The sequence below is a fragment of the Kytococcus sp. Marseille-QA3725 genome, assembly GCF_054950055.1.
Window position 1 is genome coordinate 1,727,288 of sequence record NZ_JBUCLA010000001.1, and the last position, 24,612, is coordinate 1,751,899.

The 24,612-nt window shown below is 73.5% G+C and carries 19 protein-coding genes; 5 read left to right on the forward strand and 14 right to left on the reverse strand.

Translation table 11 applies throughout. The features are described from left to right. The first annotated feature begins 70 nt into the window (after positions 1-70). A complete protein-coding gene (selD, locus tag ACY8FT_RS07955) occupies positions 71-1,141 on the forward strand; it encodes a selenide, water dikinase SelD (RefSeq protein WP_462418350.1) in 1,071 nt (356 codons plus the stop codon). 194 nt (positions 1,142-1,335) lie between these two features. Here the strand turns inward: selD and nrfD are convergent, their stop codons facing one another. The 5 genes from nrfD to putP all read right to left on the reverse strand — a co-directional run bounded on the left by nrfD (position 1,336) and on the right by putP (position 10,544). Then, complete coding sequence (nrfD, locus tag ACY8FT_RS07960; RefSeq protein ID WP_462418351.1) at positions 1,336-2,565, reverse strand: NrfD/PsrC family molybdoenzyme membrane anchor subunit; 1,230 nt, start codon at positions 2,563-2,565, stop codon at positions 1,336-1,338. Further along, positions 2,562-3,608 carry a 4Fe-4S dicluster domain-containing protein gene (locus ACY8FT_RS07965; protein WP_462418352.1) on the reverse strand — a complete coding sequence of 349 codons (1,047 nt, stop codon included), beginning with the start codon at positions 3,606-3,608 and terminating at the stop codon, positions 2,562-2,564. Before ACY8FT_RS07965 ends, nrfD begins: the two co-directional genes overlap by 4 nt. Next, positions 3,605-7,015, reverse strand: a complete 3,411-nt coding sequence (gene fdh, locus ACY8FT_RS07970; RefSeq protein ID WP_462418353.1) for a formate dehydrogenase — start codon at positions 7,013-7,015, stop codon at positions 3,605-3,607. The genes ACY8FT_RS07965 and fdh overlap by 4 nt, the downstream gene beginning before the upstream one ends. 87 nt (positions 7,016-7,102) lie before the next feature. Then, the gene (gene hutH / locus ACY8FT_RS07975) at positions 7,103-8,743 is read right to left on the reverse strand and encodes a histidine ammonia-lyase (RefSeq protein ID WP_462418354.1); all 1,641 of its coding nucleotides are present in this window, start codon (positions 8,741-8,743) and stop codon (positions 7,103-7,105) included. A gap of 301 nt (positions 8,744-9,044) precedes the next feature. Continuing rightward, positions 9,045-10,544 (reverse strand): sodium/proline symporter PutP, encoded by a 1,500-nt coding sequence (gene putP, locus ACY8FT_RS07980; protein WP_462418355.1) that lies wholly within the window; start codon positions 10,542-10,544, stop codon positions 9,045-9,047. A 141-nt stretch (positions 10,545-10,685) separates the two neighbouring features. On the opposite strand from putP, the gene ACY8FT_RS07985 reads away from it, so the two are divergent. After that, entirely contained in the window at positions 10,686-11,426 is a 741-nt protein-coding gene (locus tag ACY8FT_RS07985; RefSeq protein WP_462418356.1) for an IclR family transcriptional regulator, read from the forward strand. 242 nt (positions 11,427-11,668) lie between these two features. Here the strand turns inward: ACY8FT_RS07985 and ACY8FT_RS07990 are convergent, their stop codons facing one another. The 3 genes from ACY8FT_RS07990 to ACY8FT_RS08000 all read right to left on the reverse strand — a co-directional run bounded on the left by ACY8FT_RS07990 (position 11,669) and on the right by ACY8FT_RS08000 (position 14,793). Then, on the reverse strand, positions 11,669-12,397 hold the full coding sequence (locus ACY8FT_RS07990; protein ID WP_462418357.1) for a DUF559 domain-containing protein: 729 nt from the start codon (positions 12,395-12,397) through the stop codon (positions 11,669-11,671). A 510-nt stretch (positions 12,398-12,907) separates the two neighbouring features. After that, positions 12,908-14,209: a Dyp-type peroxidase gene (locus ACY8FT_RS07995; RefSeq protein ID WP_462418358.1), complete on the reverse strand. Its 1,302-nt coding sequence runs from the start codon at positions 14,207-14,209 to the stop codon at positions 12,908-12,910. Continuing rightward, entirely contained in the window at positions 14,209-14,793 is a 585-nt protein-coding gene (locus ACY8FT_RS08000; RefSeq protein ID WP_462418359.1) for a copper chaperone PCu(A)C, read from the reverse strand. Before ACY8FT_RS08000 ends, ACY8FT_RS07995 begins: the two co-directional genes overlap by 1 nt. A gap of 132 nt (positions 14,794-14,925) precedes the next feature. Between ACY8FT_RS08000 and ACY8FT_RS08005 the strand changes: the two genes are divergently transcribed. Continuing rightward, positions 14,926-15,906 (forward strand): NAD(P)H-quinone oxidoreductase, encoded by a 981-nt coding sequence (locus ACY8FT_RS08005; RefSeq protein WP_462418360.1) that lies wholly within the window; start codon positions 14,926-14,928, stop codon positions 15,904-15,906. A 43-nt stretch (positions 15,907-15,949) separates the two neighbouring features. Next, positions 15,950-16,975 (forward strand): P1 family peptidase, encoded by a 1,026-nt coding sequence (locus tag ACY8FT_RS08010; protein WP_462418361.1) that lies wholly within the window; start codon positions 15,950-15,952, stop codon positions 16,973-16,975. Here ACY8FT_RS08010 and ACY8FT_RS08015 read toward each other — a convergent pair. Genes ACY8FT_RS08015 through ACY8FT_RS08030 form a run of 4 tightly spaced genes read right to left on the reverse strand, consistent with a single transcriptional unit; the run spans position 16,965 to position 21,554 of the window. Further along, positions 16,965-17,624 carry a LutC/YkgG family protein gene (locus ACY8FT_RS08015; RefSeq protein ID WP_462418362.1) on the reverse strand — a complete coding sequence of 220 codons (660 nt, stop codon included), beginning with the start codon at positions 17,622-17,624 and terminating at the stop codon, positions 16,965-16,967. The genes ACY8FT_RS08010 and ACY8FT_RS08015 overlap by 11 nt on opposite strands. Continuing rightward, positions 17,621-19,132 carry a lactate utilization protein B gene (locus ACY8FT_RS08020; RefSeq protein WP_462418363.1) on the reverse strand — a complete coding sequence of 504 codons (1,512 nt, stop codon included), beginning with the start codon at positions 19,130-19,132 and terminating at the stop codon, positions 17,621-17,623. The genes ACY8FT_RS08015 and ACY8FT_RS08020 overlap by 4 nt, the downstream gene beginning before the upstream one ends. After that, positions 19,129-19,893, reverse strand: coding sequence for a (Fe-S)-binding protein (locus ACY8FT_RS08025; protein WP_462418364.1), 765 nt, complete (start codon positions 19,891-19,893; stop codon positions 19,129-19,131). The genes ACY8FT_RS08020 and ACY8FT_RS08025 overlap by 4 nt, the downstream gene beginning before the upstream one ends. Next, entirely contained in the window at positions 19,890-21,554 is a 1,665-nt protein-coding gene (locus tag ACY8FT_RS08030) for an L-lactate permease (RefSeq protein WP_462418415.1), read from the reverse strand. The genes ACY8FT_RS08025 and ACY8FT_RS08030 overlap by 4 nt, the downstream gene beginning before the upstream one ends. A gap of 259 nt (positions 21,555-21,813) precedes the next feature. On the opposite strand from ACY8FT_RS08030, the gene ACY8FT_RS08035 reads away from it, so the two are divergent. After that, positions 21,814-22,557 carry a FadR/GntR family transcriptional regulator gene (locus ACY8FT_RS08035; RefSeq protein WP_462418365.1) on the forward strand — a complete coding sequence of 248 codons (744 nt, stop codon included), beginning with the start codon at positions 21,814-21,816 and terminating at the stop codon, positions 22,555-22,557. Positions 22,558-22,573: 16 nt separating this feature from the next. Here ACY8FT_RS08035 and ACY8FT_RS08040 read toward each other — a convergent pair whose 3' ends face one another. Together ACY8FT_RS08040 and ACY8FT_RS08045 are read right to left on the reverse strand one after the other, a co-directional pair. After that, positions 22,574-23,401 (reverse strand): ABC transporter ATP-binding protein, encoded by an 828-nt coding sequence (locus tag ACY8FT_RS08040; protein ID WP_462418366.1) that lies wholly within the window; start codon positions 23,399-23,401, stop codon positions 22,574-22,576. Further along, the gene (locus tag ACY8FT_RS08045; protein ID WP_462418367.1) at positions 23,398-24,390 is read right to left on the reverse strand and encodes an FtsX-like permease family protein; all 993 of its coding nucleotides are present in this window, start codon (positions 24,388-24,390) and stop codon (positions 23,398-23,400) included. Before ACY8FT_RS08045 ends, ACY8FT_RS08040 begins: the two co-directional genes overlap by 4 nt. Between the last annotated feature and the right edge of the window lie 222 nt (positions 24,391-24,612).

The window sequence follows — 24,612 nt, forward strand, 5'->3', positions numbered from 1 at the left end:
TCGCCGGGTGCACCCCCGTGCACGGCCCCCGCGCCCCTCACCCATCCCGGCCCACCTCTACCGTGGCGCCATGACCGAGCCGATCCGCCTGACCCAGTACGCCCGCGGCGGAGGGTGCGCCTGCAAGATCCCGCCGGGCGAGCTCGAGGAGGCGATCGCCGGCCTGCGCGCCTCGCTGCCGGGAGCGGGAGCCGCCGGGGGCGGCGCCACGACACCTGGCACCTCCTCCCCCACCGCCACCCAGCCCCCCGACGCCGGGGTGCTCGTGGGCCTGGACGACGGCGACGACGCCGCGGTCGTGCGCGTGACCGACGGGCTGGCCGCCGTCTCCACCGCGGACTACTTCACCCCGGTGCAGGACGACGCCGCCGACTGGGGCCGCATCGCCGCGGCCAACGCGCTCTCGGACGTCTACGCGATGGGCGGCACCCCGGTGATGGCGATCAACCTCGTCGCGTGGCCGCGCGAGGCGCTGCCCACCGAGCTGCTCGGCGAGGTGCTGCGCGGCGGCCTGGAGGTCGCGTCGCGAGCCGGCTGCCCCGTCATCGGCGGCCACAGCATCGACGCCCCCGAGCCGATCTACGGCATGGCGGTCACCGGCACCGTCGACCCCGACCGCCTCCTGCGCAACGACGCCGCCGAGGCCGGACTGCCGATCAGCCTCACCAAGCCGCTGGGCGTCGGCGTGCTGAACAACCACCACAAGGCGACCGGCACGCGTCACCCCGAGGCGATCGAGCTGATGACCACGCTCAACGACGCCGCCAGCCGCGCCGCCGTCGAGGCCGGAGCGCGAGCGGCGACGGACGTCACCGGGTTCGGGCTGCTGGGGCACCTGCACAAGATGTGCCGCGCCTCGGGGGTGGCGGCGCGGCTCGATGCGGCCGCCGTCCCGATGCTGGAGGCCGCCCGCACACTGCTGGCCGAGGGCTTCGTGCCCGGTGGGTCCCGGCGCAATCTCGACTGGGTGCGCCCGCACCTGGCGGCCGAGGGCATCAGCGAGGACGAGCTCATCCTGCTGGCCGACGCGCAGACCTCCGGCGGGCTGCTCGTCGTCGGCGAGGTGCCGGGCGCCCCCGTCATCGGCGAGACGGTGGCCGGCGGGTCGCTCGGCGAGGGGGTCACCGTCCAGGTGGCGTGACCACCTCACCGCTCCCCTTCCCCGGTGGCGGCGCACCCCTCCCCTTGCCCCTGCCTCCCCCCCTCCCCTGTCTCCGCCCCTCCCCAATTTGGTCCCCTGACGACTGCGGTTTGCCGGGATGCATGGCGTGTCGCGACGAGATGGACCACTTCAGGGGACCAAATCGGGGACAGGGGGGCGGAAGGGCGCGACGCTCAGGTGGTGATGGAGTCGCCCGTCCGGCCCGCGGCACGGCGGGCCTCCAGCCGACGGCGCTGCGGCTCGACGGTGTAGCGCGGGTCGCGCGCGGACTCCTGCCCGCCCTCGACGACGGCGAAGCGCGTCAGCGCCGAGGCAGCCGCGAGCGCCAGCCCGGCCCCGACCGAGACCGCCCGCGCCACCCCCGGGGTCGCCGCCAGAACGGCCGCCCGCCGCGGCACCAGCCCCGAGCGCAGGGCCCCGGCCACCAGGGTGCCGACACCACCGGCGACGACGAGCGCCTTGGCCGCCCGCATCATCGTGCCGGGGTGACCGGTGTGCAGCGCCTCCAGCACACCCTCGGACCCCAGATGCTCTTCGAGGCGGTGGACGGCCACGAGGTCGCCCACGACGCCCAGCAGCGCCAGCCGCCGCGCGGGGCCCGCGTGCGTCACCGGCACCACGGCCATCTGGATGCCGCCGCTCGCGAGGGCCGCCGAGGAGACGAACACGAAGGGCAGGTGGCGACGGCTCTCGAACCACAGCGGCGTGGCGGTGTCGGTGAGCAGCACCGCCGTGTAGGCGGCCAGCGGGGCGGCGAAGAAGGCCTGACCGGCGGAACCGACACCGTCAAGCGGGCGCAGCAGGCCGCCGAGCACGGGCAGCCCCGGACCGTCCTCCCGGCCACCAAGCAGTCGGTCGAGCTCGCAGGCCGTGGTCAGCCCGCTGAACGCGCTGAAGCCGCTGAAGATCCAGGTGCCCACCGACATCGGCGAAGTGAGCTTGACCGTCCGCAGCATGTTGAGGAAACGCTCCGGCCGCCCCAGGTCCGCGATGAGCGCGATGCCGCTGAGCCCCGCGCCGACCATCGCGGTGAGGCGGGCGCTGCAGCGCAGCGGACCGTTGCCCACCAGGTGGGCCCCGGCGGCCAGCAGGCCGGCCCCGCCGGCCACGCCACCGAGGAACAGGTAGGCCGGGATCTCGTGCTTCCACGGCACCGGCTTGACCACGCCCTGGCCGTAGTAGCTGGAGAACTCCGCCTGCGGCACCACCGGCTGCTCGCCCCGCCCGGCGAAGGTCCTGGCCGCCTCGCGCGCGCTGCGCACACCACCGGGTCCGTGGACGGCGTTCGCACCACCCTGCTCCCGGCCTCGGCCCCGCTCCTGGGCACCGGCGTCGCGCAGCCGCTTGCGGCGCGGCCCGGAGAACTCGGTCGGGAAGTAGGAGTCGAACTCGCTGGTGCTCACGCGCGGCCTCCCAGGAACGCGACGGCCGCGGCACCCACCAGGCCCAGCCCGGCGGTGACGGCAGTGCGGTACATCTGCAGCAGGTGCGCCGTGGGCACCACCGGGTCCGGCGGCAGGCCGTAGACCTCCGGCTCGTCGAGCAGCAGGAACACCGATCCGGTGCCGCCCACGCCGTCGTCCTCGTTGGCCCCGTAGAGCCGCGCCTCGGGGAATCCGTTGCCGCGCAGCAGGTCCACCCGCTCGTGGGCGCGGCGCACCATCTCCTCGTGGTCGCCGAACTGGATCGAGGTGGTGGGGCAGGTCTGGGCGCACGCCGGCGTCTGGTCGTGGCTGATGCGGTCGTAGCAGAGGGTGCACTTCTGCGCCACGCCGATGCGCGGCACGTCGCCGCCGTCCACGTGGCCCCGCCCGCCGGTCTCGTCCGTGCGGCGTTCGATGACGCCGAACGGGCAGGCACCGACGCAGTAGCCGCAGCCGTTGCAGACGTCGGCCTGCACCACCACGGTGCCGTGCTCGCTGCGGAACAGGGCGCCGGTGGGGCACACGTCCAGGCAGCCGGCGTGCGTGCAGTGCTTGCACACGTCGGAGGACATGAGCCACCGGAAGTCCGGCACGGTCCCCTCGGCGCGGGCCTGCTCGGCGGCCTCCTGGGCGGCGAGCAGGTCGGTCACCGGGCCGCCGGTGGTCCCGGCCGCGGAGGGTGCGTCGCCCTCGACGCCGGGCGCACCGACGGTCGGCATGCCCAGGTCCACCAGCCTCCGCCCGGACTCCCGGGCCACCTCGATGCGCTCGGCCGACTGCTCCACGAACGCCACGTGGCGCCAGGTGCTCGCGCCCAGGTCGTTGGTGTTGTCGTAGGAGTTCCCGGTGGTCGCGAGGTCGTCCATGGGCAGCGCGTTCCACTCCTTGCACGCCACCTCGCAGGCCTTGCAGCCGATGCAGATCGAGGTGTCCGTGAAGAAGCCCTTGCGCGGCGTCGGCTCCCACCCGGCGTCGGTCGCGGGGTCGGTGGGTCCGGCCAGCTGGTTGCCCAGGCTGCTCATCGTCCTGTCCCGTTCCTCTCGTCCGGTCGGTCCTCGGCGCCCGGACCGTCGGCGGGGTCGTCGTCCACGACCTCGGGGGTGTCCGCACCCAGCGGGCCACCTCCCTCGCCGGCGGCCAGCTGCGTGCCCGTCACCACGGCGGCGTGGCGGATGCCCTCGGCCACCCGGGCCCCGGCGCGGCGCCGGTACTCCTCCACCATCCGCGAGGCGTCGGCCCCGCGCGGGCGGCGGCCGGGCAGGATCTCGCAGGACCCCACCTTGCTCTCCTGGATCTGGACGTTCGGGTCCAGTGCCAGGCCCAGCAGGTCGTTCACCGAGTCGCCGCTGACGACGGCCTCGTCACCGACCCCCCAGTGGTACGGCAGGCCGATCTGGTGCACCACCTGCTCGCCCGCCCGCATCGGCCGGACGCGCTCGGTGACCAGCACCCGTGCCTCGATGACGGTGCGCGGGCTGATGATCGTCGCCCAGCCGCCGTTCTCGAGGCCGCGCTCGGCCGCGAGCTCCGGGGAGACCTCGCAGAACAGCTCGGGCTGCAGCTCGGCCAGGTAGGGCAGCCAGCGGCTCATGCCGCCTGCGGTGTGGTGCTCGGTCAGCCGGTAGGTCGTGAACACCACCGGGTAGACGTCCGCCCCCGGCTGCCCCGCGCTGGGCGCGAACAGGTTGTCCCGCCGCGGGAAGACCACGCGCGAGGGGTTGCGCTGCTGTGTGTACAGCGGGCTCGCCACGGGCGACTCCTGCGCCTCGTAGTGCGTGGGCAGCGGCCCGTCGACCATGCCCTTCGGTGCGAACAGCCAGCCCTTGCCGTCGGCCTGCATGATGAACGGGTCGTCGCCCGCCAGCGCCTCGGGGCCGCCGGTGTCCGGGTCCGGCCGGTAGGACGGGTCCTTGTCCACCGGGAAGTCCGGCACGTCCGGGCCGGTCCAGCGCCCTGCCTCGGCATCCCACCAGACGAGCTTCTTGCGCTCGCTCCAGGGGCGGCCCTCGGGGTCGGCCGAGGCGCGGTTGTACAGCGTGCGGCGGTTGGCCGGCCAGGCCCAGCCCCACTGCGCGGCGACCTCGTCCTGCTCCCGGCCCGGCACGCGATTGCGGGAGTGGTTCACGTCGTCGGCGAAGACGCCGGTGTAGATCCAGCAACCGCCGTCGGTGGTGCCGTCGGCCCGCATCTCGTTGAACGAGTTCAGCGCCTGCCCGGCCTTCTCCCCGGTCAGGTGACGGCCGTTGATCTCGCGCAGCACGGCCTCGCCGTCGACCTCCCCGTGCTCGTCGACCGGGTAGTCCCACGTGAGGTCGAGCAGCGGGCGGTCGCGCTCGTCGGTGGAGTCCGCCAGCTTCTGCCGGATGCGCACGCCGAGCTCGTGGAAGAAGTCCAGCTCGCTCTGCGCGTCGCCCGGGGGCCGCACCGCCTGCTCGCGCCACTGCAGCAGCCGCTGCGTCTGCGTGAAGGTGCCGGCCTTCTCGGTGTGGTTGGCCGCGGGCATGAAGAACACCTCGGTGTCGATGTCCTCGGTGCGCCACTCGCCGGACTCGACCTCCGGGCCGTCCTTCCAGAAGGTGGCCGACTCGATGAGCTGGAAGTCGCGCACCACCAGCCACTTCAGGTTGGCGAGGCCCTCGCGCTGCATGCGGCCGTTGGCCGATCCGACCGCCGGGTTCTGCCCGAGCACGAAGTAGCCCTCGACCTCGCCGGCGATCTGCCCCATCACGGTCTGGTAGGTGCCGTGGCTGCCGTTGATGCGGGGCAGGTAGTCGTACGCCCAGTCGTTCCCGGCCGTGGCGGCATCGCCCCACCAGGACTTCAGCAGGCTCACGGTGTACGCGTCCGCCTGCGTCCAGTAGCCCTTCTGGCGCGGCGAGGAGATGTCGCCGAGGTAGTCCTCCAGGGTGTCGTGCTTGCCGGCCGTCGGCATCGGCAGGTAGCCCGGCAGCAGGTTGAACAGCGTCGGGATGTCCGTGGAGCCCTGGATGCTCGCGTGCCCACGCAGCGCCATGATCCCGCCGCCCGGGCGGCCCATGTTGCCCAGCAGCAGCTGGAGGATCGAGGCGGTGCGGATGAACTGGGCGCCCAGGCTGTGCTGGGTCCAGCCCACCGCGTACGCGAAGCAGGTGGTGCGCTCGCGGCCGGAGTTGCTCGTCACCGCATCGGCCAGGTCGGCGAACTGCTCGGGGCCGATGCCGCAGACCTGCTCCACCATCTCCGGGGTGTACCGGGCGTAGTGGCGCTTGAGGATCTGGAAGACGGTCCGCGGGTGCTGCAGCGTGTCGTCGCGCAGGACGTCGGCGTGCTCGAGCGACGCACCGCTGGCGCCCTGGGAGTCGCCCTCGGCGCGGGCGGTGGTCGAGGCGCCGTGCTCGTGGCCGCGCCCCGCCTGCTCGACGCCCTGCTCGTCGTCCTTCGAGGCGTACGCCCAGGTGGACGGGTCGTAGGCGCCCGTCTCGTCGTCGTAGCCCGAGAAGAAGCCGTCGAGGTCCTCGGTGTCCAGGAAGTCGTCCCGCACCAGCGTGGCCGCGTTGGTGTAGGCGCGCACGTACTCCTCGAAGTACAGGTCGTTGCTCAGCACGTGGTTGATCAGGGCACCGAGCAGCACGATGTCGCTGCCGACCCGGATGGGCACGTGCGTGTCCGCCACCGCCGAGGTGCGCGTGAAGCGCGGGTCGACGTGGATGACCCGGGCACCACGCTTCTTGGCCTCAGCGACCCACTGGAAACCCACCGGGTGGCACTCGGCCATGTTCGAGCCCTGGATGATGATGCAGTCGGCATTCGCCATGTCCTGCAGCTGCTGCGTCGCGCCGCCGCGTCCGAACGAGGACCCCAGACTGGGGACCGTGGCGGAGTGTCAAATACGCGCCTGGTTCTCGATCTGCACCGCGCCGGCCGCGGTGAACAGCTTCTTGATGAGGTAGTTCTCCTCGTTGTCGAGGGTCGCTCCCCCGAGGGCCGCGAAGCCCATCGTCCGGCGCAGTGGACGACCGTCCTCGTCGTGCTCCTGCCAGCCGTCGCGGCGGGCCTCCAGCACCCGGTCGGCGACCATGTCGATCGCGGTGTCGCGGTCCAGGACCTCCCACTCGGTGGCGCCGGGGCGGCGGTACATCACCTCGGTCACGCGGGTGGGGCTGTTGACGAGCTGCTCGCTGGCCGCACCCTTGGGGCACAGGCGGCCACGGCTGATCGGGCTGTCCGGGTCACCCTCGATCTGGACGACCTTCTCGTCCTTCACGAAGACGCGCTGCCCGCAGCCGACCGCGCAGTACGGGCAGACGCTCTGCGCCACCCGGTCCGCGGTGGAGGTGCGCGGGGTGGTCTCCCGCGTCACCCGGCTGGTCACGGCCTTGCCGCGACCGAGCACGTCACCCTGGCGGAACTGCCGGACCACCGGCCAGTTCAGCGGTGTGGGGATGCCCATGTGCGTCACCTCGTCTCGTCGTGCGGGCCATCCTGCCACCGGAGGGCGCCGGTCGGCGAGGGCGGGAGCGGCGCCCGGCCCCCTCCCTCAGCGCAGCGGGCCGGTCACGCTCTCAACGGCCGCCAGGGCACGACCGGAGGCGATGAACTCCACCGTCGCCTCGATCTCCGGGGAGAGGTAGCGGTCCTCACCGGCGCCGGGCACGGTCTCGCGCAGGGCGGAGATGACCGCGGCGGTCGCCGGTGACGAGGCCACCGGGGTGTCGCCGGAGCCGGCGGCCTCGGCCCGCTCGATCCCGCGCAGGTCGATGCCGCGGGCGGCGGTGTAGAGCTCGATCGCGAGCACCCGGCGCACGGCGTCGACGGTGCGACGCAGCTTGCGGGCGGCCGACCAGCCCATCGAGACGTGGTCCTCCTGCATCGCCGAGGAGGGGATGGAGTCGACGCTCGCGGGGACGGCCAGGCGCTTGAGCTCGCTGACCAGGGCGGCCTGCGTGTACTGGGCGATCATCAGGCCCGAGTCGGTGCCCGGGTCCTCGGCCAGGAAGGGGTCCAGGCCGTTGTTGCGGGCCGGGTCCAGGAAGCGGTCGGTGCGGCGCTCGGCCATGCTCGCGAGGTCCGCGGCGGGGATCGCCAGGAAGTCCAGCACGTAGGCCAGCGGGGCGCCGTGGAAGTTGCCGTTGGACTCCACCCGGCCTTCGGGCAGCACGGCCGGGTTGTCGACCGCGGCGGCGAGTTCGGCGGTGGCGACAGTCTCGGCGTGGCGCAGGGTGTCGCGCAGGCCGGCCGCCACCTGCGGGGCGCAGCGCAGCGAGTAGGCGTCCTGCACCAGGGAGCAGTCGTCCTTGTGGGAGGCGACGATGGCCGAGTCCGCCAGCACCGCACGCAGGTTGGCGGCCGAGTCCAGCTGGCCGGACTGCGGGCGGAGCTGCTGCAGCTCGTCGGCGAAGACCGCGTCGGTGCCCAGCAGGCCCTCGATGCTCATGGCGGCGGTCAGGTCGGCGACGCTGGCGAGGTGGCGCAGGTCGGCCATCGCCATGAGCAGCTGGCCGAGCATGCCGTCGGTGCCGTTGATGAGAGCCAGACCCTCCTTCTCGCGCAGCTGGGCCGGCTGCACGTCCACGGCGGCCAGGGCGGCACCTGCGGGCTGCGGCTGGCCGGTGGAGACGCCGCGCTCGTCGACCTCGGCGGCCGAGCCGACGCGCACCTCGCCCTCCCCCATCACGGCCAGGGCGCAGTGGGCCAGCGGCGCGAGATCACCGGAGCAACCGAGCGAGCCGAACTCGCGCACCACCGGGGTGATGCCGTGGTTGAGCAGATCGGCGTACACCTGGGCGGCCTCCAGCGAGACGCCGGTGCGGCCGGTGGCCAGGGTGTGCAGGCGCAGCAGGATGGTGGCGCGCACGACCTCGCGCTCGACCTCGGGGCCGGAGGAGGCCGCGTGGCTGCGCACCAGACCCACCTGCAGGCGCGAGCGCTTCTCGGTGGGGATGGAGGTGTTGGCCAGCGCACCGAAGCCGGTGGAGATGCCGTAGTGCGGGGTGGTGTCGTCGGCGAGGGCGTCTACCCGCTCGCGCGCGGTGCGGATGGCGGACTGCGCGTCCTCGCCCAGCTCCACGCGGGCGTCGTGGCGGGCCACGGCGACGACCTCGGCGGGGGTCAGCGGGGCCGGGGTGATGACCACGGTCTCGAGGGCGTCGGTCGGGGCGGGCGTGGCGATCGGCGTCATGGGGGCATTCCACCGTCTCGCGCCGCGGTTCCGCAGCGGGTGTGGCCGGGGCGGTGTCCCAGATCTGGGACACCGCCCCGCACGCCCCCCCCTTGTCTCTTTTACACATCTCCGGGCCCACGCGAACTTTCCACAAATCCCATGCCGGGTTCCTGTTTTAAAAAAAAACGAGTAAGAACTTTTTCCCGCGGTCGGATCACCAGATGGACCACATCAGGGGACCAAATCGGGGAAGGGGCGGCGGGGGGGTGGCCGGGCACACCCGGCACACCGGGCACACGCGCCACCCCGCCCCGGCCGGTCAGGCCAGCTCGCGGGCCTCCCGGCGGGCGAGGCGCGCGGCCTCGTCGAACTCCGCCTCCACCTCGGACCCCGGCGCCGGCGTCATCAGCGAGACGGCCACGGCCACCAGCAGGTTGAGCAGGAAGCCCGGGACGATCTCGTACAGCTCGAAGACACCGCCCTCCAGGTAGCTGCCCCACACGAATGCGACGACCGCACCGGTGATCATGCCCGCGAGCGCACCGGCCGTCGTGAGCCGGCGCCAGTACAGGGACAGCAGCGTGATCGGACCGAACGCGGCACCGAAGCCGGCCCAGGCGAAGGCGACCAGCTCCAGGATCGTGTCGCTCGGGTCCACCGAGAGCAGCGCGGCGACCACGGCGATCAGCAGCACCCCGGCGCGCCCCAGGTGGGCACCGGCCGTGCCGGGCACTTCCCGCCCGGTGATGCCCAGGTAGATGTCCTCCACGAGGGCCGAGGAGGAGACGATCAGCTGGCTGGAGATCGTGGACATGATCGCCGCGAGGATGGCGGCCAGCATCAGCCCGGCCACGAACGGGTGGAAGAGCAGCATGCCGAGGTCGATGAACACGGTCTCGGGGTCGGTCAGCCGGGCGTCATCTCGCTGGAAGACGCCGATGCCCACCATGGCGGTCGCGGCGGCGCCGAGGCAGGCCAGTGCCATCCAGCCCACGCCGATGCGGCGGGCCGACACGGCCTCGTGGGGCGAGCGCAGCGCCATGAACCGCGTGATGATGTGCGGCTGCCCGAAGTAGCCCAGTCCCCAGGCCACCGAGGAGACGAAGCCGAGCATCGTCAGGCTGCCGCCGGTGAGGTGGAAGGCGCTCGCGTCCACCGAGGTGATGGCGTCGACCGTCTGCCCCGGGCCGCCCAGGTGGATGACGCCGGCGATGGGCACGATCACCAGGGCCGCGGCCATCATCAGGCCCTGCACGACATCGGTGTACGAGACGGCCAGGAAGCCGCCGACCAGCGTGTAGAGCACGGTGATGCCGGCGACGATGGACATGCCGGTGAGGTAGCTGGTGCCGAACGAGGCCTCGAAGAAGCGGCCGCCGGCGACCATGCCGGAGGACACGTAGAAGGTGAAGAAGACCAGGATGATGATGCCGGCGGTGATGCGCAGCAGACCGGCGTGGTCGTCGGTGCGGGCGCTGTAGAAGCTCGGCACGGTGATGGAGTTGTCGGCCACCTCCGTGTAGGTGCGCAGGCGCGGGGCCACCATCTTCCAGTTGACCCAGGCACCCAGCGTGAGGCCGATGGCGACCCACATCTCGACCATGCCCGAGAGGTAGAGGGCGCCGGGCAGGCCCATGAGCAGCCAGCCGGACATGTCGGAGGCGCCGGCGGACAGGGCGGAGGCGACCGGGCCGAGGCCGCGGCCGCCGAGCATGTAGTCGCTCTTGTCGTTGGTGCGCCGCAGCGACCAGAAGCCGATCGCGACCATGGCCGCGAAGTACAGGACGATGGCAGCGAGCTGCCAGTTCGAGGAACTCACGAGAGGTCTCCGGAGGTGGGGAACACGAGCCGTTCGGGCCCCGCCGCGGGGTGCGACGTCGGCGGCGGCCGGCCGACACCGTAACGCCGCGGGGCGCCGGGCCTGCCGCAACGCGTCCGCCGCGCGTGGCACCCTCGGGTCGTGCCCCATCCGACACTGCTGGTCCTGCGCGCGATGTCGCGCCACGCGGGCCCCGTCGCGGCCGGGCACCTGCAGCGCGAGACCGGCATCCCCCGGGCATCGCTGTACCGGGCGCTGGCGGACCTGCGAGAGACCGGCTTCGTGACCCACCTGCCCGAGGAAGGGCGCTGGGCGCTGGGGCTGGCCGCGTTCGAGCTGGGCTTCGCGACCTCGAGGCAGCAGGCCGTGCAGCGGCTGGGGCGGCCGGTGGTGCGACGGCTGGCCGACGGCACCGGGCAGAACAGCCACCTGGCGGTGCTCCACGGCACCGACGTGCTCTACCTGGTGGAGGAGCGCGCGCCGCGGAGGCCGTCGCTGCTGTCGGACGTGGGCGTGCGCATCCCGGCGCCGTGGACGGCCAGCGGGCTGGCGATGCTGGCGGGCCTGCCTCGGGAGCAGGTGCGGGCCCTCTTCCCCGATGCAGGGAGCTTCGTCGCCGCCCGGGCCGGGGCCGCACCGGAGACGCCCGCGGCTCTGCGGGAGGCGCTGCGGCACGTGCGGGCCGAGGGGCTGGCCCGGGAGCGGGACAGCGTCACGCCGGGGCTGTCGTCGGTGGCCGCGGCGGTGGTGGGGCCGGCCGGGGTCCCGGTGGCCGCCGTGGCGGTGACCTACGAGCACGACCGGCTGTCGGCGGCGGAGGTGGCCGACGCGGCCGACGCCGTGCAGGCGGCCGCCCGGGAGGTCGGCGCCCGCCTGGGCTGAGGACAGGGGCCGGGGTGGAGGCGGTACGCCGGGCGGCCGAGGAGATCGCACGGCGGCTCGGCCGAGGGCCGGGGCGGCTCAAGCCTCCAGTTTCCGCACCGACCTCCAGATCCCACCGCGGCATCTCCAGACAACTTTCACAACCACCGCGCCGTCGTGGTGGTTGTGAAAGTTGTCTGGAGCTGGAGGTGGACCCGGCGATGGAGATGGCGGTGGCCCGGCGGTCAGGCGCCTGCTCTCACTCAGCCCGGCGGGCGCACGGCCAGAACCCGTCGCCGAAGCTCCTCCACGGCATCGCGCCGCGACACGTCGGACCAGACCACGCGCAACACGCCCACCCCGAGTTCGCGCAGTGCGTCCTCCCGGGCCTTCTCGTGCACCAGCGCGTCCCTCCCCTCGATCCCCTCGTACTTCTGCTTGCCGTCGAACTCCACCACCACCCGTTCGGCCTCGAGGTGGAAGTCCACGCGCTTGTCGCCGACCCGTGTCCGGAAGAGCACCTGGGGCACCGGCGCGAACCCACTCCGCAGCAGTTGCAGACGGGTCACCGTCTCCCCCGGCGACTCGGTGCGGCCATCGGCCAGCTGGACGACCTGCCTCAGCCGAGCGATGCCGCGACCACCCTCCGGGGCGCGGGCCAGCACCTCATCGGGAGTCACCAACGCACGGTGCAGGGCCGCGTCCATGGGCACCATCGCCTCGTCGATGCTGACCCCCGGCCGCCGCGCCAGGTCGGCAAGCGCCTGCGCCACCGGGGACACGGCCCAGGAGAAGGAGCACCCCTCCGGCACGAGGGTGACCGGAGGCGACCCGGCAGGGTGCAGGACGGCCCCGGCCCGGGGGCGCGCCCACGACGTGGAACCGGCCAGGTGGACGGTGCGCGGAAACCGCAGCAGGGGCAGACCGTGGAGGAGCAGTGCGGACTCGTGCGCCGCATGGTGGTCCGGGCGGCGCACCAGGTGAGCCAGCACCGTGGGACGGTCCCGGCCGCCGGGCTCCTGCGGCGCCTGGCCCCGCGCGATCACACCAGGGGCCGCACGCCAGCAATGCCCCGCCCGGACGAGTCAGCTGACCGTTGCCGGCGGGATGCCGTGCGCCTGGGCTTCGCGAACTCGGACGAGCCCGTCCCGCCAGGGAAGAAGAGGAAGCACTGGAAGGGAGGTCATGCGGCGAGGGTGACGTGGGGGGCGGAGCCGCACCGACGCCCGACCGCCGACCTGTGGAGGGATGGCCATGCCGTGGGGGACGACTCCGGATGGCCCACAGACCTCCGGATCTCACCACGTCTCCCTCCGGAAAACTTTCAGAACCACCGCGCCGTCGTGGTGGTTCTGAAAGTTTTCCGGAGGTGGGGTGGGCGGGGCTGCGGGCGGGGCGGCAGGTGGGGTGATCGGGCGGGGCGGCAGGTGGGGTGATCGGGCGGGGCGCGGGACCAGGACCGGCGGGGCGCGGCCCTGCGAGCAGGACCCCCACCCCGCCGCTCAGCCCTCCAGCAGGTGACTCCCCAGGTACGCGTCGGGGTCGTCGGCGGGCACGCCCGGCAGCACGTGGAACACGGCGCTGCCGACGTGCTCGGTCCACTCGTTCAGCGCGTCCTTCTGCGCCATGCGCTCCAGGATCGGCTGGAACTGCTCGGCCGGGTCCTGGCAGAACACCACGAAGAACAGGCCGCTCTCGCCCCCGTCGTCGAAGTTGTACGGCCGCCGCAGGAAGCGGTGCCGCGGGTCGGAGTCCACCACCCGGCGCACGTGCGCGTCGTGCGGGATGACCGGCCGCCCGTCGGGGTGCTTGGCGGTGATGTCGACGGGGTCGCTCTCCTTCGTCCCGGTCAGCGGCGCCCCCTTGGCCAGGTCGCGTCCGATGGCCTCCTCCCGCACCCGCTGCGAGGCCTGCGACCACGTGTTCATGGTGAAGCGCACGCGCCGCACCACCATCGCGCTCGACCCGTCGTCACCGTGCACCAGCCCCGGCAGGTCGCGCTCACCGGGGTTGTTCGTCCCGTCCACCTGCCCGAACAGGTTCCGCATCGGCGCCCCTGGACGCGACATGCCATGGCTGCGCCGGAAGCCGTCCTGCCGCCAGCGCACCAGCGCCAGGTCCCGCACCGAGCCGACGAGCTGCCCCACCGCGTGCCGCACGGTCACCGGGTCGTCGCCGCACACCTGCAGCACGAGCTCGCCGTCCACCCAGTCGGGGTTCATGTCCCCGTCGATGGCCACCTCGTCCAGCGGTCGGCACCACGCCGGACGCTCGCCCTCCAGCCCCGCCGCCAGGTAGGCGCCCATGCCCCAACCGACCGTCACCGTCAGCGATGCCGGCAGCGCGGCCAGCCACGGCTCGGTGTCCGTCAGCGTGCCCTCACCCCGGGTCAGCCGGTCGATGTCGTCGGTCCACAGCCGCATGATGCGGCGCAGCGTCTCGCGGTCGGCCCCCTCGGCGAGGTCGAGGGCCACCCAGGTGGCGTGGGCCGGCGGCGCGGTGAGCACCCCTGCCTGCGTCCGGCCCCGTGGGTCGACCACCGTCCGCGCCTCCACCGAGGCGCCCTCCTCCGGGGAGGCGGCGTCGTCGGGCAGCGTCAGCAGCCGCCGCCGCCCGGGCTCCAGCGCATCGGCCGGGCCGGGGGGCAGCGCCTCGGTGGCGGGCACCGAGGCGGCCTCCCCCTCCGTGGCGCGGGCGCCGACGAACCCCGCCAGGCTGCTGCCGGCGACGACGAGTCCCCCGCCGAGCAACTGGCGGCGCGAGGCCCGGGGCCCCTGTCCGGTGCTCACCTGCGAGTCAGCCATCAGTGCTGGTGGTCGTGCCCGCCGCCGTAGTCCTCGTCGCCGCCCTCGAAGGAGCGGGACTCGGCGGTCAGGTCGTAGGTCTTGCCGTCGGCGTCCTCGAGGGTGATCTCGATGGTGTCGCCGGCGACGATCTTCTCGGGCAGGTCCATGAGCATCACGTGCAGGCCACCGGGCTCGAGGTCCACGCGCCCACCAGCACGGACGGTCATGCCGCCCTCCACCGGTCGCATCTGGTCCTTGCCGTTCTCGGAGGCGACCTCGTGCAGCTCCACGGTGCCCGCGGCGTCGGAGGAGCCGGTGACCAGCGTGATGGTCTTGTCGCTGTGGTTCTCCAGCGTGCCGAACAGGCCGGTCATCTTGTCGTCGGTGGCCTTGACCCAGCCGTCGGTCAGCGTGATGTCGGACTCCCCGGCACCCTCGGACTCCTGACCGGACTCCCCCTCGGGGCTCCCGCTCGTGGCGGCATCGGTCGAGGACTTCCCGGCCCCGGGCTCGGTGTCACCGCCCTCGGCGGAGCCGGAGCACCCGGCGAGCGACAGGGCGAGCAGCGCAGCCACGAGGGCGCGCGGAGCGGTGGACGACACGTTTCCTCCAGATCGATGTCCTCGAGGCACATACGATGCCTCGTCGTATTTCGAGGCACCGTACCCCACTCCGTCTCGGTGACGGGTCCCACCGCGAGCGGCCGCAGAGCACCCGCGACTACCGTGGCGGCCATGCGTGCGATCCAGCTCGACGACAGCCAGGAGAAGCCCACCCTCGCCCTCGGCGAGGCCCCCACTCCCATCCCCGGTGACGACGAGGTGCTCGTGGAGGTGGTGGCCGCCGGCGTGAACCGTGCGGACCTGGTGCAGGCCGCCGGCAAGTACCCGCCGCCGCCCGGGGAGAGCGAGATCATCGGCCTGGAGGTGAGCGGCCGCATCGCGGCCCTGGGGTCCGGTGACACCGGCGACTGGCAGGTGGGCGACGAGGTCTGCGCCCTGCTGGCCGGCGGCGGCTACGCCGAGCAGGTGGTGGTGCCGGTCGGGCAGCTGCTCCCGGTGCCCGAGGGCGTCGACCTGGTGACCGCCGCCGCCCTGCCCGAGGTGGCGTGCACCGTGTGGTCCAACCTCGTGGACGCCGGCCGCCTGGCCGAGGGCGAGACGGTGCTGCTGCACGGTGGTTCGTCGGGCATCGGGACGATGGGCATCCAGGTCGCCCGGGCCCTGGGCGCCCGCGTGGCCGTGACGGCCGGCTCGCAGGAGAAGCTCGACGCCTGCCGCGAGCTGGGCGCCGAGGTGCTCGTCAACTACAAGGAGACCGACTTCCTCGAGGCCGTCAACGACGCCACCGAGGACGGCGTGGACGTGATCCTCGACCTCATCGGCGGGGACTATCTGGAGCGCAACCTCAAGGCCCTGGCCAAGGACGGCCGGCTGGTCATCATCGGGCTCATGGGCGGCCGCGAGGGCGAGATCAACCTTGGCCTGATGCTGCAGCGCCGCCTGAGCGTGCAGGCCACCTCCCTGCGCGGGCGCACCCGCCAGGACAAGGCCCGCATCGTGGCCGCCGTGCGCGAGAACCTCTGGCCGAAGGTGGCCGCCGGCGAGATCCGCCCCGTGGTGCAGGAGGTGCTGCCCTGGGAGAAGGCCCAGGAGGCCCACGGGCTGCTCAAGGCGTCCGAGCACGTCGGCAAGGTCGTGCTGCGCGTGCAGTGAGGTGGGTGCCGGCAAGCTGGGCACTGGGCCTAGCCTCGCCGGCATGAGCACCACCGGCAGCATCACCGACGTCCCCGGCCTGCGGGTCGGCCACGCCCAGCGCACCGACGACGGGTGGCGCACCGGCACCACCGTGGTGCTGCCACCCGCGGGCACGGTCGGCGCCGTGGACGTGCGGGGCGGAGGCCCTGCCACCCACGAGACCGATGCGTTGACCCCGGCCACGCTGGTGCCCACGGTCGATGCCGTCGTGCTCACCGGCGGGTCGGCGTTCGGGCTCGCGTCGATCACCGGCGTGCAGCTCTGGTGCGAGGAGCAGGGCCGTGGCTTCGAGACACCCGGCGGCCGGGTGCCGATCGTGCCCGGGGCCGCGCTCTACGACCTCTCCCGCGGCGGGGCGGCACGGGACTCCTCCGGCACCCCCACCCGACCCGATGCCGCGATGGGGCGGGCGGCTGCCCAGGACGCCGCCGCCCAGCCGGAGCACGCCGAGGTGGCCCGCGGAAGGGTCGGTGCCGGCACCGGCGCCCGGGTGATGGGGGCGACCCGGGCCGGCGGACTGGGCACCGCCTCGGTGCAACTGGGTGACGGCGAGGCGGACCCCGGTGCCGCAGCCAGCGGTGGCCCACGCAGCACCGACCCGGTCGCGGCGGTCGTCGGGGCGCTCGTCGCCGTCAACGCCCACGGGACGCCCGTCACCGTGGACCCTGCCGACCTGTGCGACCCGGTGGAGACGACCGGCGTCATCGGCGACGCACCCACCGACCCGGGCGCGCCGGGCACGAACACGACGCTCGCCGTCATCGCCACCGACCTGGCCCTGAGCGTGGCGCAGACCGAGGCGATCTGCCGCGCCACCCACGCCGGCATGGCCCGAGGGCTCGACCCGGTGCACAGCCTCGTCGACGGTGACGTGGTGTTCGGCCTGGCAACGGGGGTGCGGCCGCTGCCGGAGGACCCGGTGGCCGCCACCACCCTGCTCCTGCAGGCGCAGCAGGCGGCGGCCACCGCCCTCACCCGGGCGATCGAGGACGGGGTCTCCCGCCACCACGGCCGGCTCAGTCGGTGACCAGCAGCACCACCAGCGTCCGCGGACCGTGCACGCCCTCGACACGCTCCAGCTCGATGTCGCTGGTGGCGCTGGGCCCGCTGATCCAGGTCAGCGGGCGAGCCCCCTCGGCGCCGGGGCGCAGCCGCTCCACGGCCTGCGGCACGTCGGGCACCACCTGGTCGGCCCGCACGACGCAGACGTGCGTGTCGGGCACCAGGCTCAGCTCGCGGCGCCCCTGGTCGGCGCGGTGGTCGAGCACGATGGTGCCGGTCTCGGCGATCGCGACCGCCGCCCCCGTCACCACCGCGTCCACGGTGTCGAGCTCGCCGGTGCTCGCCGCGGCCTCCTGCAGGACGCGCAGGTCGGCCGTCTCCACGGCGTCACGCCAGGTCTGCTCGAGCCCGGCCGGCAGCACGGCAGAGGAGCACTGAGCGTCCGCGAGCGCCTGCACGATGGCCTCGGGGACCTCGGCGGCCGTGACCTCCAGCAGACTGGCCCGGTAGTCCTCCACCACCTCCCGGAAGCGCTTGAGCCGGTCGGCCCGGTCGGGAAGTGCGTCGTCCTCGGGCACGGGCATCGCCGCCCAGCCGGCCCCCGGCGCGGGGGGGCCGTCCACGTCCGTCAACGCCCCTCGCAGGCGCTGCAGGATCTCCTCGCGGGCGCTCATGCCTTGCCTCCGTCCGGCTCGTGCGGCGCGCCCTGCCCGGGCGCGTCCGGCTGCTCGTGCTCCTTCGCCCACCACTGCCGGAAGGTCTGGGTGGGTGGTGCGGGAATGTCCCGTGCACTGGTCCAGGCCCCCAGACCGGGCACGGAGTGCAACGGCTCACCGCCCCGGATCACGCCCGCCGTGGTGGCCGCCCGCTGGGCGGCCTCGAGCCGCCGGTGGTCGGACATCACCCAGGTGGCCGCCGCCATCATCGCGGCCTCGGCCCGGTGGCCCCCGGCCTCGACGGCCCGCTCGCGCCCCTCCACCAGCAGGCTGGGGATGTCGATGCGCACCGGGCAGGCGTCGAAGCAGGCCCCGCAGAGGCTGGAGGCGTAGGGCAGCGACCGGTCGACCTCGGACTCCACCCCACGCAGCAGCGGGTTGAGCACGGCGCCGATGGGGCCGGGGTAGACAGAGCCGTAGGCGTGACCGCCCGTGCGCTCGTAGACAGGGCAGACGTTCAGGCAGGCCGAGCAGCGGATGCAGCGCAGCGCCTGCCGCCCGTGGGTGTCGGCCAGGGCGTGGCTGCGGCCGTTGTCCAGCAGCACGACGTGGACCTCCTGCGGACCGTCCCCGTCGTGCACGCCGCTCCAGACGGTCGTGTAGGGGTTCATGCGCTCCCCCGTGCTCGAGCGCGGCAGCAGCTGCATCATCGACGCCAGGTCGTCCCAGCGCGGGAGCACCTTCTCGATGCCGACCACGGAGATGAGCGTCTCGGGCAGCGTCAGGCACATCCGACCGTTGCCCTCGGACTCCACCACCACGAGGCTCCCGGTCTCGGCGACGGCGAAGTTCGCCCCCGAGACCGCGACCTTGGCGCGGAGGAACTTCTCCCGCAGGTGCAGCCGGGCGGCCTCGGCGAGGCGTGCCGGGTCGGCGGGCAGCTCCTCGGGTGCAGGACGCCCCACCTTCCCCATCTCCCGGGCGAAGATGTCGCGGATCTCCTGCCGGTTGCGGTGGATGGCAGGCACCAGGATGTGGCTGGGCAGGTCGCCCCCGAGCTGCACGATGAGCTCGGCCAGGTCGGTCTCCCAGGCGTCGATGCCGGCGGCCTCGAGGGCCTTGTTGAGCTCGATCTCCTGGGTGGCCATGGACTTGACCTTGACCACCTCCTGTGCCTCCTTGGCGCGGGCGATCTCCACCACGACGCGGTTGGCCTCCTCGGCGTCCCGCGCCCAGTGCACGGTGGCACCCCGGGCGGTGAGCTGCTCCTCGAGCTGCTCCAGGTAGTGCGGCAGGTGGTGCAGCGCCTCGTTCTTGCTGGCCTCACCGGCCAGGCGCAGCTGCTCCCACTCGTCGACCTCCCCCACCACGGCGGCACGCTTGGCCCGGATGGTGTGGGTGGCGTGGTGCAGGTTCTTGCGCTGGGTCGGCTTGCCCAGCGCCTCCCGGGCGGCCTCCGGGAACGGCGGCATGCCCAGGAAGGTGGGCGAGGTCGCCTGGGCGGGTCCGGGCGTGGTCGTGCTCATGCCGGGTCCTCCTCGGTCGATGCGAGCACCTCCGCGAGGTGCATGGTCCGGATCCCGGCGCGCTGGCGTCCCAGCACGCCGCCGATCTGGGCGAGGCACGAGTTGTCCCCCGCGACGACCACCTCGGCGCCGCTGGCCGACACGTTGCGTGCCTTCTCCACCCCCATGGCCACCGAGACGTCCGGGTTCTTCACCGCGAAGGTGCCGCCGAAGCCGCAGCACTCCTCGGCGCCGGGCAGCTCCCGCAGGTCGATGCCGCGCACGGCGCGCAGCAGCTGCAGGGGACGGTCCCCCACCCGCAGCATGCGCAGCGAGTGGCAGGTCGGGTGGTAGGTCACCCGGCGCGGGAAGAAGGCGCCGACGTCGGTGACGCCGAGGACGTCCACGAGGAACTCCGAGAGCTCGAAGACGCGGGGCGTGAGCTCCTGGACCTCGCGCGCCAGGCCGGTGTCCCCCACGGTCTCCGCGATGTCGGGGTGCTGGTGCCGGATCGAGCCGACGCAGGAGCCCGAGGGGGCCACCACGGCGTCGTAGTCGGCGAAGGTGTCGACGAAACCCCGGACGAGCCCGGCGGCTCGCGGGCCGTACCCGGTGTTCGTGAACATCTGGCCGCAGCAGGTCTGCTCGCGGGGGAACTCGACCCGGAGTCCCAGCCGTTCCAGCAGCCGGACCGTGGCCCGCGGGGCCTCGGGCCACATCGTGTCGTTGAAGCAGGTGGCGAACAGGGCCACCGTGCGGGGCGGGTTCAGGGTGGTGGTCACGGCATCAATCCTTCCAGCACGGTGGCCTGCAGGCCCACGATGAGGCAGACGACCACGAGCAGCCCGAGGCTCCAGGGCAGCACCTTGCGGAGGATCTCGGACTCGCGCCCGATGAGGCCGACCGCCGTTGCGGCGATGGTGAGGTTCTGCGGGCTGATCATCTTACCGACCACTCCGCCGGTGGTGTTCGAGGCCACCAGGAGCGCCGGGTCCACCCCGGTCTCCTGCGCCGCGGTCTGCTGCAGCGTGGCGAAGAGGGCGTTGGCGCTGGTGTCCGAGCCGGTGACGGCGGTCCCGAGCCAGCCCAGCACCGGGGAGAGGAACGCGAACGCGATGCCGGACCCGGCGATCCAGGTGCCGATCGTCAGCGTCTGGCCGGAGAGGTTCATGACGTAGGCCAGGGCCAGGACGGACGCGACGGTGAGGAAGGCGAAGCGCATCTTCACGAGCGTCTGCACCAGCACCCGCGCCAGGCCGGTCAGGCCGATGCCGTCGACGAACGCGATGACCACGGCCACCAGGAGCAGCAGGGTGCCCGGGGACGAGAGCCAGGCCAGGGAGTAGGTGGTGGCGGTGCTGACCTCACCGGCGGCGGTGAGGACGTGCCCGTCGAGCCCCGGCCACCCGAGGGTCAGGTCGGTGGAGGTCAGCCACGCCTTGACCGGGCCGACCAGTTGCGCGACGGAGAAGACCGCGATGACCAGCAGGTAGGGCAGCAGGGCCAGCACGATGCGGCCGGGAGTCAGCGAGGCCGCGCGCTCCTGCAGCTCGGCGAGGTCGTCCTGCTCGCCGCCCGCCGGGACGGCCGGCGCCTCGCCCGCCCCGGCCGCCTCGACGCCGGACTGCTCCTGCTCCCGGACCAGGGTGAGGAGCGCGTCCTCCGCACCGCGGGGCGTCCACACCCGCAGGAGCAGCACACCGGCGGCCAGACCGGCCAGCGAGGCCACGATGTCGGTCAGCTCGACCGAGAGGAAGGTGGCCGTGGCCCACTGCGCGACGGCGAAGGTCAGGCCGATGACCACGGCGGCGGGCCACACCTGACGCACCCCGCGGCGCCCGTCGGCCAGCAGGACCAGCAGGAGGGGCACGACGACCGCGACAAAGGGGGCCTGGAGGGCCACCAGGGCGCCGATCTCCTCGTACGGGATGCCCGTCAGGCGCCCGGCGGTGATGATCGGGATGGCGATGGCGCCGAAGGCCACCGGCGCGGTGTTCGCCACGAGCACGATGACCGCTGCGCGCAGCGGCGAGTAGCCGAGGGCCACGAGCATCACACCCGTGATGGCCACCGGTGCGCCGAATCCCGCCAGGGCCTCGAGCAGCCCGCCGAAGCAGAAGGCGACCACGACGGCCTGGACGCGCGGGTCCCCGGAGATGAGGTGGAAGCTCGCCCGCAGGTCCTGGAACCGGCCCGAGGCGACCGTCACCTCGTACAGGACGATGGCGGTGAACACGATCCAGGAGATCGGGAACAGCCCGAACGCCGCGCCCTGCGTCGCCGAGAGGGCCGCGAGCCCCAGTGGCATGTCGAACCCGAGCCAGGCGACCAGGAGCGCGACGGCCACGCCGGCCAGCCCCGACCAGTGGGCCTTCCAGCGGAGGACGGCGAGGGTGAGGAAGACCGTGGCCAGCGGGAGGAGGGCCACGAGCGCCGACAGCATCAGGCTGCCGTTGACCGGCGCGAGCTCTGGGCGATGCGTGTCGGCCAGGAGCCCCGGCGGGGAGGTGTGGGAAAGCACTGTCGCTCCAACGGAGTTCGAAGGGGGGGGAGGTGACCACGGAGAGTGGTCAGACCATGTGGTGGGCGCCACAAAATAGAAGGGCCCACGAGAGGCCGTCAAGTGGTCAGACCATTTCTGGACCCGGGTGTGACGTGCCCCCTTCGGTGACCGCCACCGCCCCGCGTGGCACCCTGCGGGCGTGACCCCGCCTCCCACCTCCGCCCAGGGCGCCGCCGCACCGGCCCCCCGCTCCGGCGGCCGCGCCTACCAGGTGGTCCTCGACTGGGTCGAGCGAGGGATCCTGGCCGGTGACCTCTCCGTGGGCTCCCGCCTCCCCGCCGAGCGTGAGCTCGCGGCGCAGCTCGGGCTGAGCCGGGCCGCGGTGCGGGAGGCGATCCGCACCCTGCAGGCACAGGGCATCGTCCGGTCGGCCGTCGGGGCCGGTGAGCACGGCGGGACGACCATCACCCCGGTGGAGGACGGGGCCATGGGCAGGATGCTCCGGCTCCACGTCCAGCTCGGGCACTTCCCCCTCGACCACGTCATCGAGGTGCGCACCACCCTGGAGTGCCTCTCGGCCCGCCTGGCCTGCGCGCGCCGGACCGACGAGCACCTCGCGACCATGGCGGGACTGGTGGAGCAGATGGAGCAGTCGCAGGACGACCGCGACCGCTTCAACGACCTCGACACCCGCTTCCACGTGGCCCTGGCCGAGGCCGCGGGCAATCGACTGGCCACCGACTCCACCGCCGCCCTGCGGGAGTCGATGCGCCAGCCCATCCGCGAGCGGATGCGCAGCAGCCGGGAGTGGGGGCGGATCGCGCCCCGGCTGGTCGAGGACCACCGCGCCATCCTGCGCGCGATCGAGGAGCGGGACGCCGCCGAGGCCGAGCGCCTCCTCGTCGAGCACATCCAGTCGGCCTGGCAGCGCCTCAACCCCTGACGCCGGACACCGCGTCTCAGGCGTCCACGAGCTCCCGGCGTCCGAGGCGGGTGGCCCCGGCGACTCGGGCGGCCCCGGCGAGTTGCGCACCTGACGACTGCGGTTCGCCGGGTTCCTCGGCGTGTCGTGCCGATTCCGTCACCTCAGGTGTCCCTGTCGGTGAGGCGGCCAGGTCACGCTGCACCGCCCTGCCGTCCTGCATCGTCAGCACCCGGTCCATCAGGTGCAGGTAGCGCTCGTCGTGCGTCACCACCACGGTGGCCACGTCGTGCTCGCGGGCGATGGACGTGAGCCGCGCGAAGACCTCCCCGGCCCGGGCGGGGTCGAGCGCCGAGGTGGGCTCGTCCACGAGCAGCACCGACGGGTCGCCCATGATGGCGCGCGCGATGGCCACCCGCTGCTGCTGGCCGCCGGAGAGCTGGTGCGGTCTCAGCCCCTCGACGCCGGGCAGGTCCATCTCGGCCAGCAGGCCACGGGCCCGCTCGCGGGCCGCGGCCAGCTTCTTGCCCCGCGCACCGCGCAGCCGGGCCACCAGCTCCAGCTGCTCCAGCGCGGTGAGAGCCGGCAGCAGCTTGGCCTGCTGGAACACCAGCCCCACGGTCTCGCGGCGCACGGCATCGCGCCGGGCCGCGCCGAGCTCGCCGCCACCCAGGCGCACGCTCCCGGCATCGGGGTGGCGCAGCAACCCGGCCACGGCCAGGGCGGTGGACTTGCCCGAGCCACTGGGCCCGGTGAGGGCGACGATCTCGCCGGGCGCCACCTCGAGGGTGAAGCCGTCCAGCACGTGGCGCACGTCGTCACCGTCGGGGAAGCTCACGGTCACGTCGGTCAGGGAGAGGCTCATCGGGCACCTTCCAGGGCGAGAGCGGGGTCGATGGTCAGGACGCGGCGCACGGCGAGCGCGCCGCCCAGCAGGCCGGCAGCCACCAGCAGCAGCCACGGCACGGCGGTGGTGGTCGGGGTCAGCTCGAAGGGCACGACACCGGTGCGCACCACCCAGGCACCGAGCGCGCCGGCCACCAGGGCGCCAACCCCGCCGCCGAGCACCAGGAGCAGCAGGCCCTGCGTGAGCACGTCGCCCACCAGGGTGCGGCGGCGGGCACCGAGGGCACGCATCACGGCGAGGTCGCCGGTGCGCTGGATGGTCCACACGGTCTGGAAGGCGCTCACCACCACCGCGGAGACCAGCAGCAGCAGGCCGCGGATGAGGTTGAGCGAGCCCTGCTCCGAGGCGTAGGAGCCGACGGCCTGCAGCGCCTCGCCGCGGTCCAGGGTGGTGGCTCCGGCAGGGGCGGGCGCGTCGGCCTCGGGGAGCACCAGCATCGTGGCCGCGGAGCCGGTGGCCATCGGCAGCTCGGCCCAGGTGTCCAGTGGGACCCACACGGCCGGCAGGTGGTTGAAGGACAGGTGCTCGTCCTCGGTGGTCACGCCGGTGAGCGTGCCGCCGCGGCCGACCTCCGCCTCGCACACCAGGTGGCCGTCCGCGGCCTCGGCCAGCGGCCCGTCGGGGTCGATGCCGAGGACCGACACCGTCTCCGTGCCGCCCTCGGTCTCGATGCGGGCGGTCGCGATGCCGACGGCGTGCTCCTGCTCGCCGGCGACCTGCTCCTGCGTGAGCTGGCTGCGGGAGAGCTCGACCTCCTGGCCCGACTGCGGGGCGGCGGCGACGACCGACTCGCCGGGCACGGCGCGCAGGGCCGAGACGCTCTGGGCGCCCAGCCCGGCCGTCAGCCCGGAGAGGGCGACCACCAGCAGCGCCACCAGGGCCACGACCAGCCCCATGACGGCGAACCTCCCACGCGCGAACCACGCGTCGCGCAGTGCCACGAACATCTCGACCTCCTGCCTCCTGCCCGCTCCGTCGGCGAGCAGTCACCAGTCCATCGCGCGGGGAGGCGGATTCACTCGGCTGACCGGTGGGGACCGGCCTCCATCGTTCGGTGGATGGCGCTTCCCCCACGCGGCCGACCCGTGCCCCTACGGTTGCCCCATGGAACGCGTCGCCCGGGTGCTGGTGCAGGTGCTGCTCGTGGCCCTGCTCGCCCTGGCGACCTG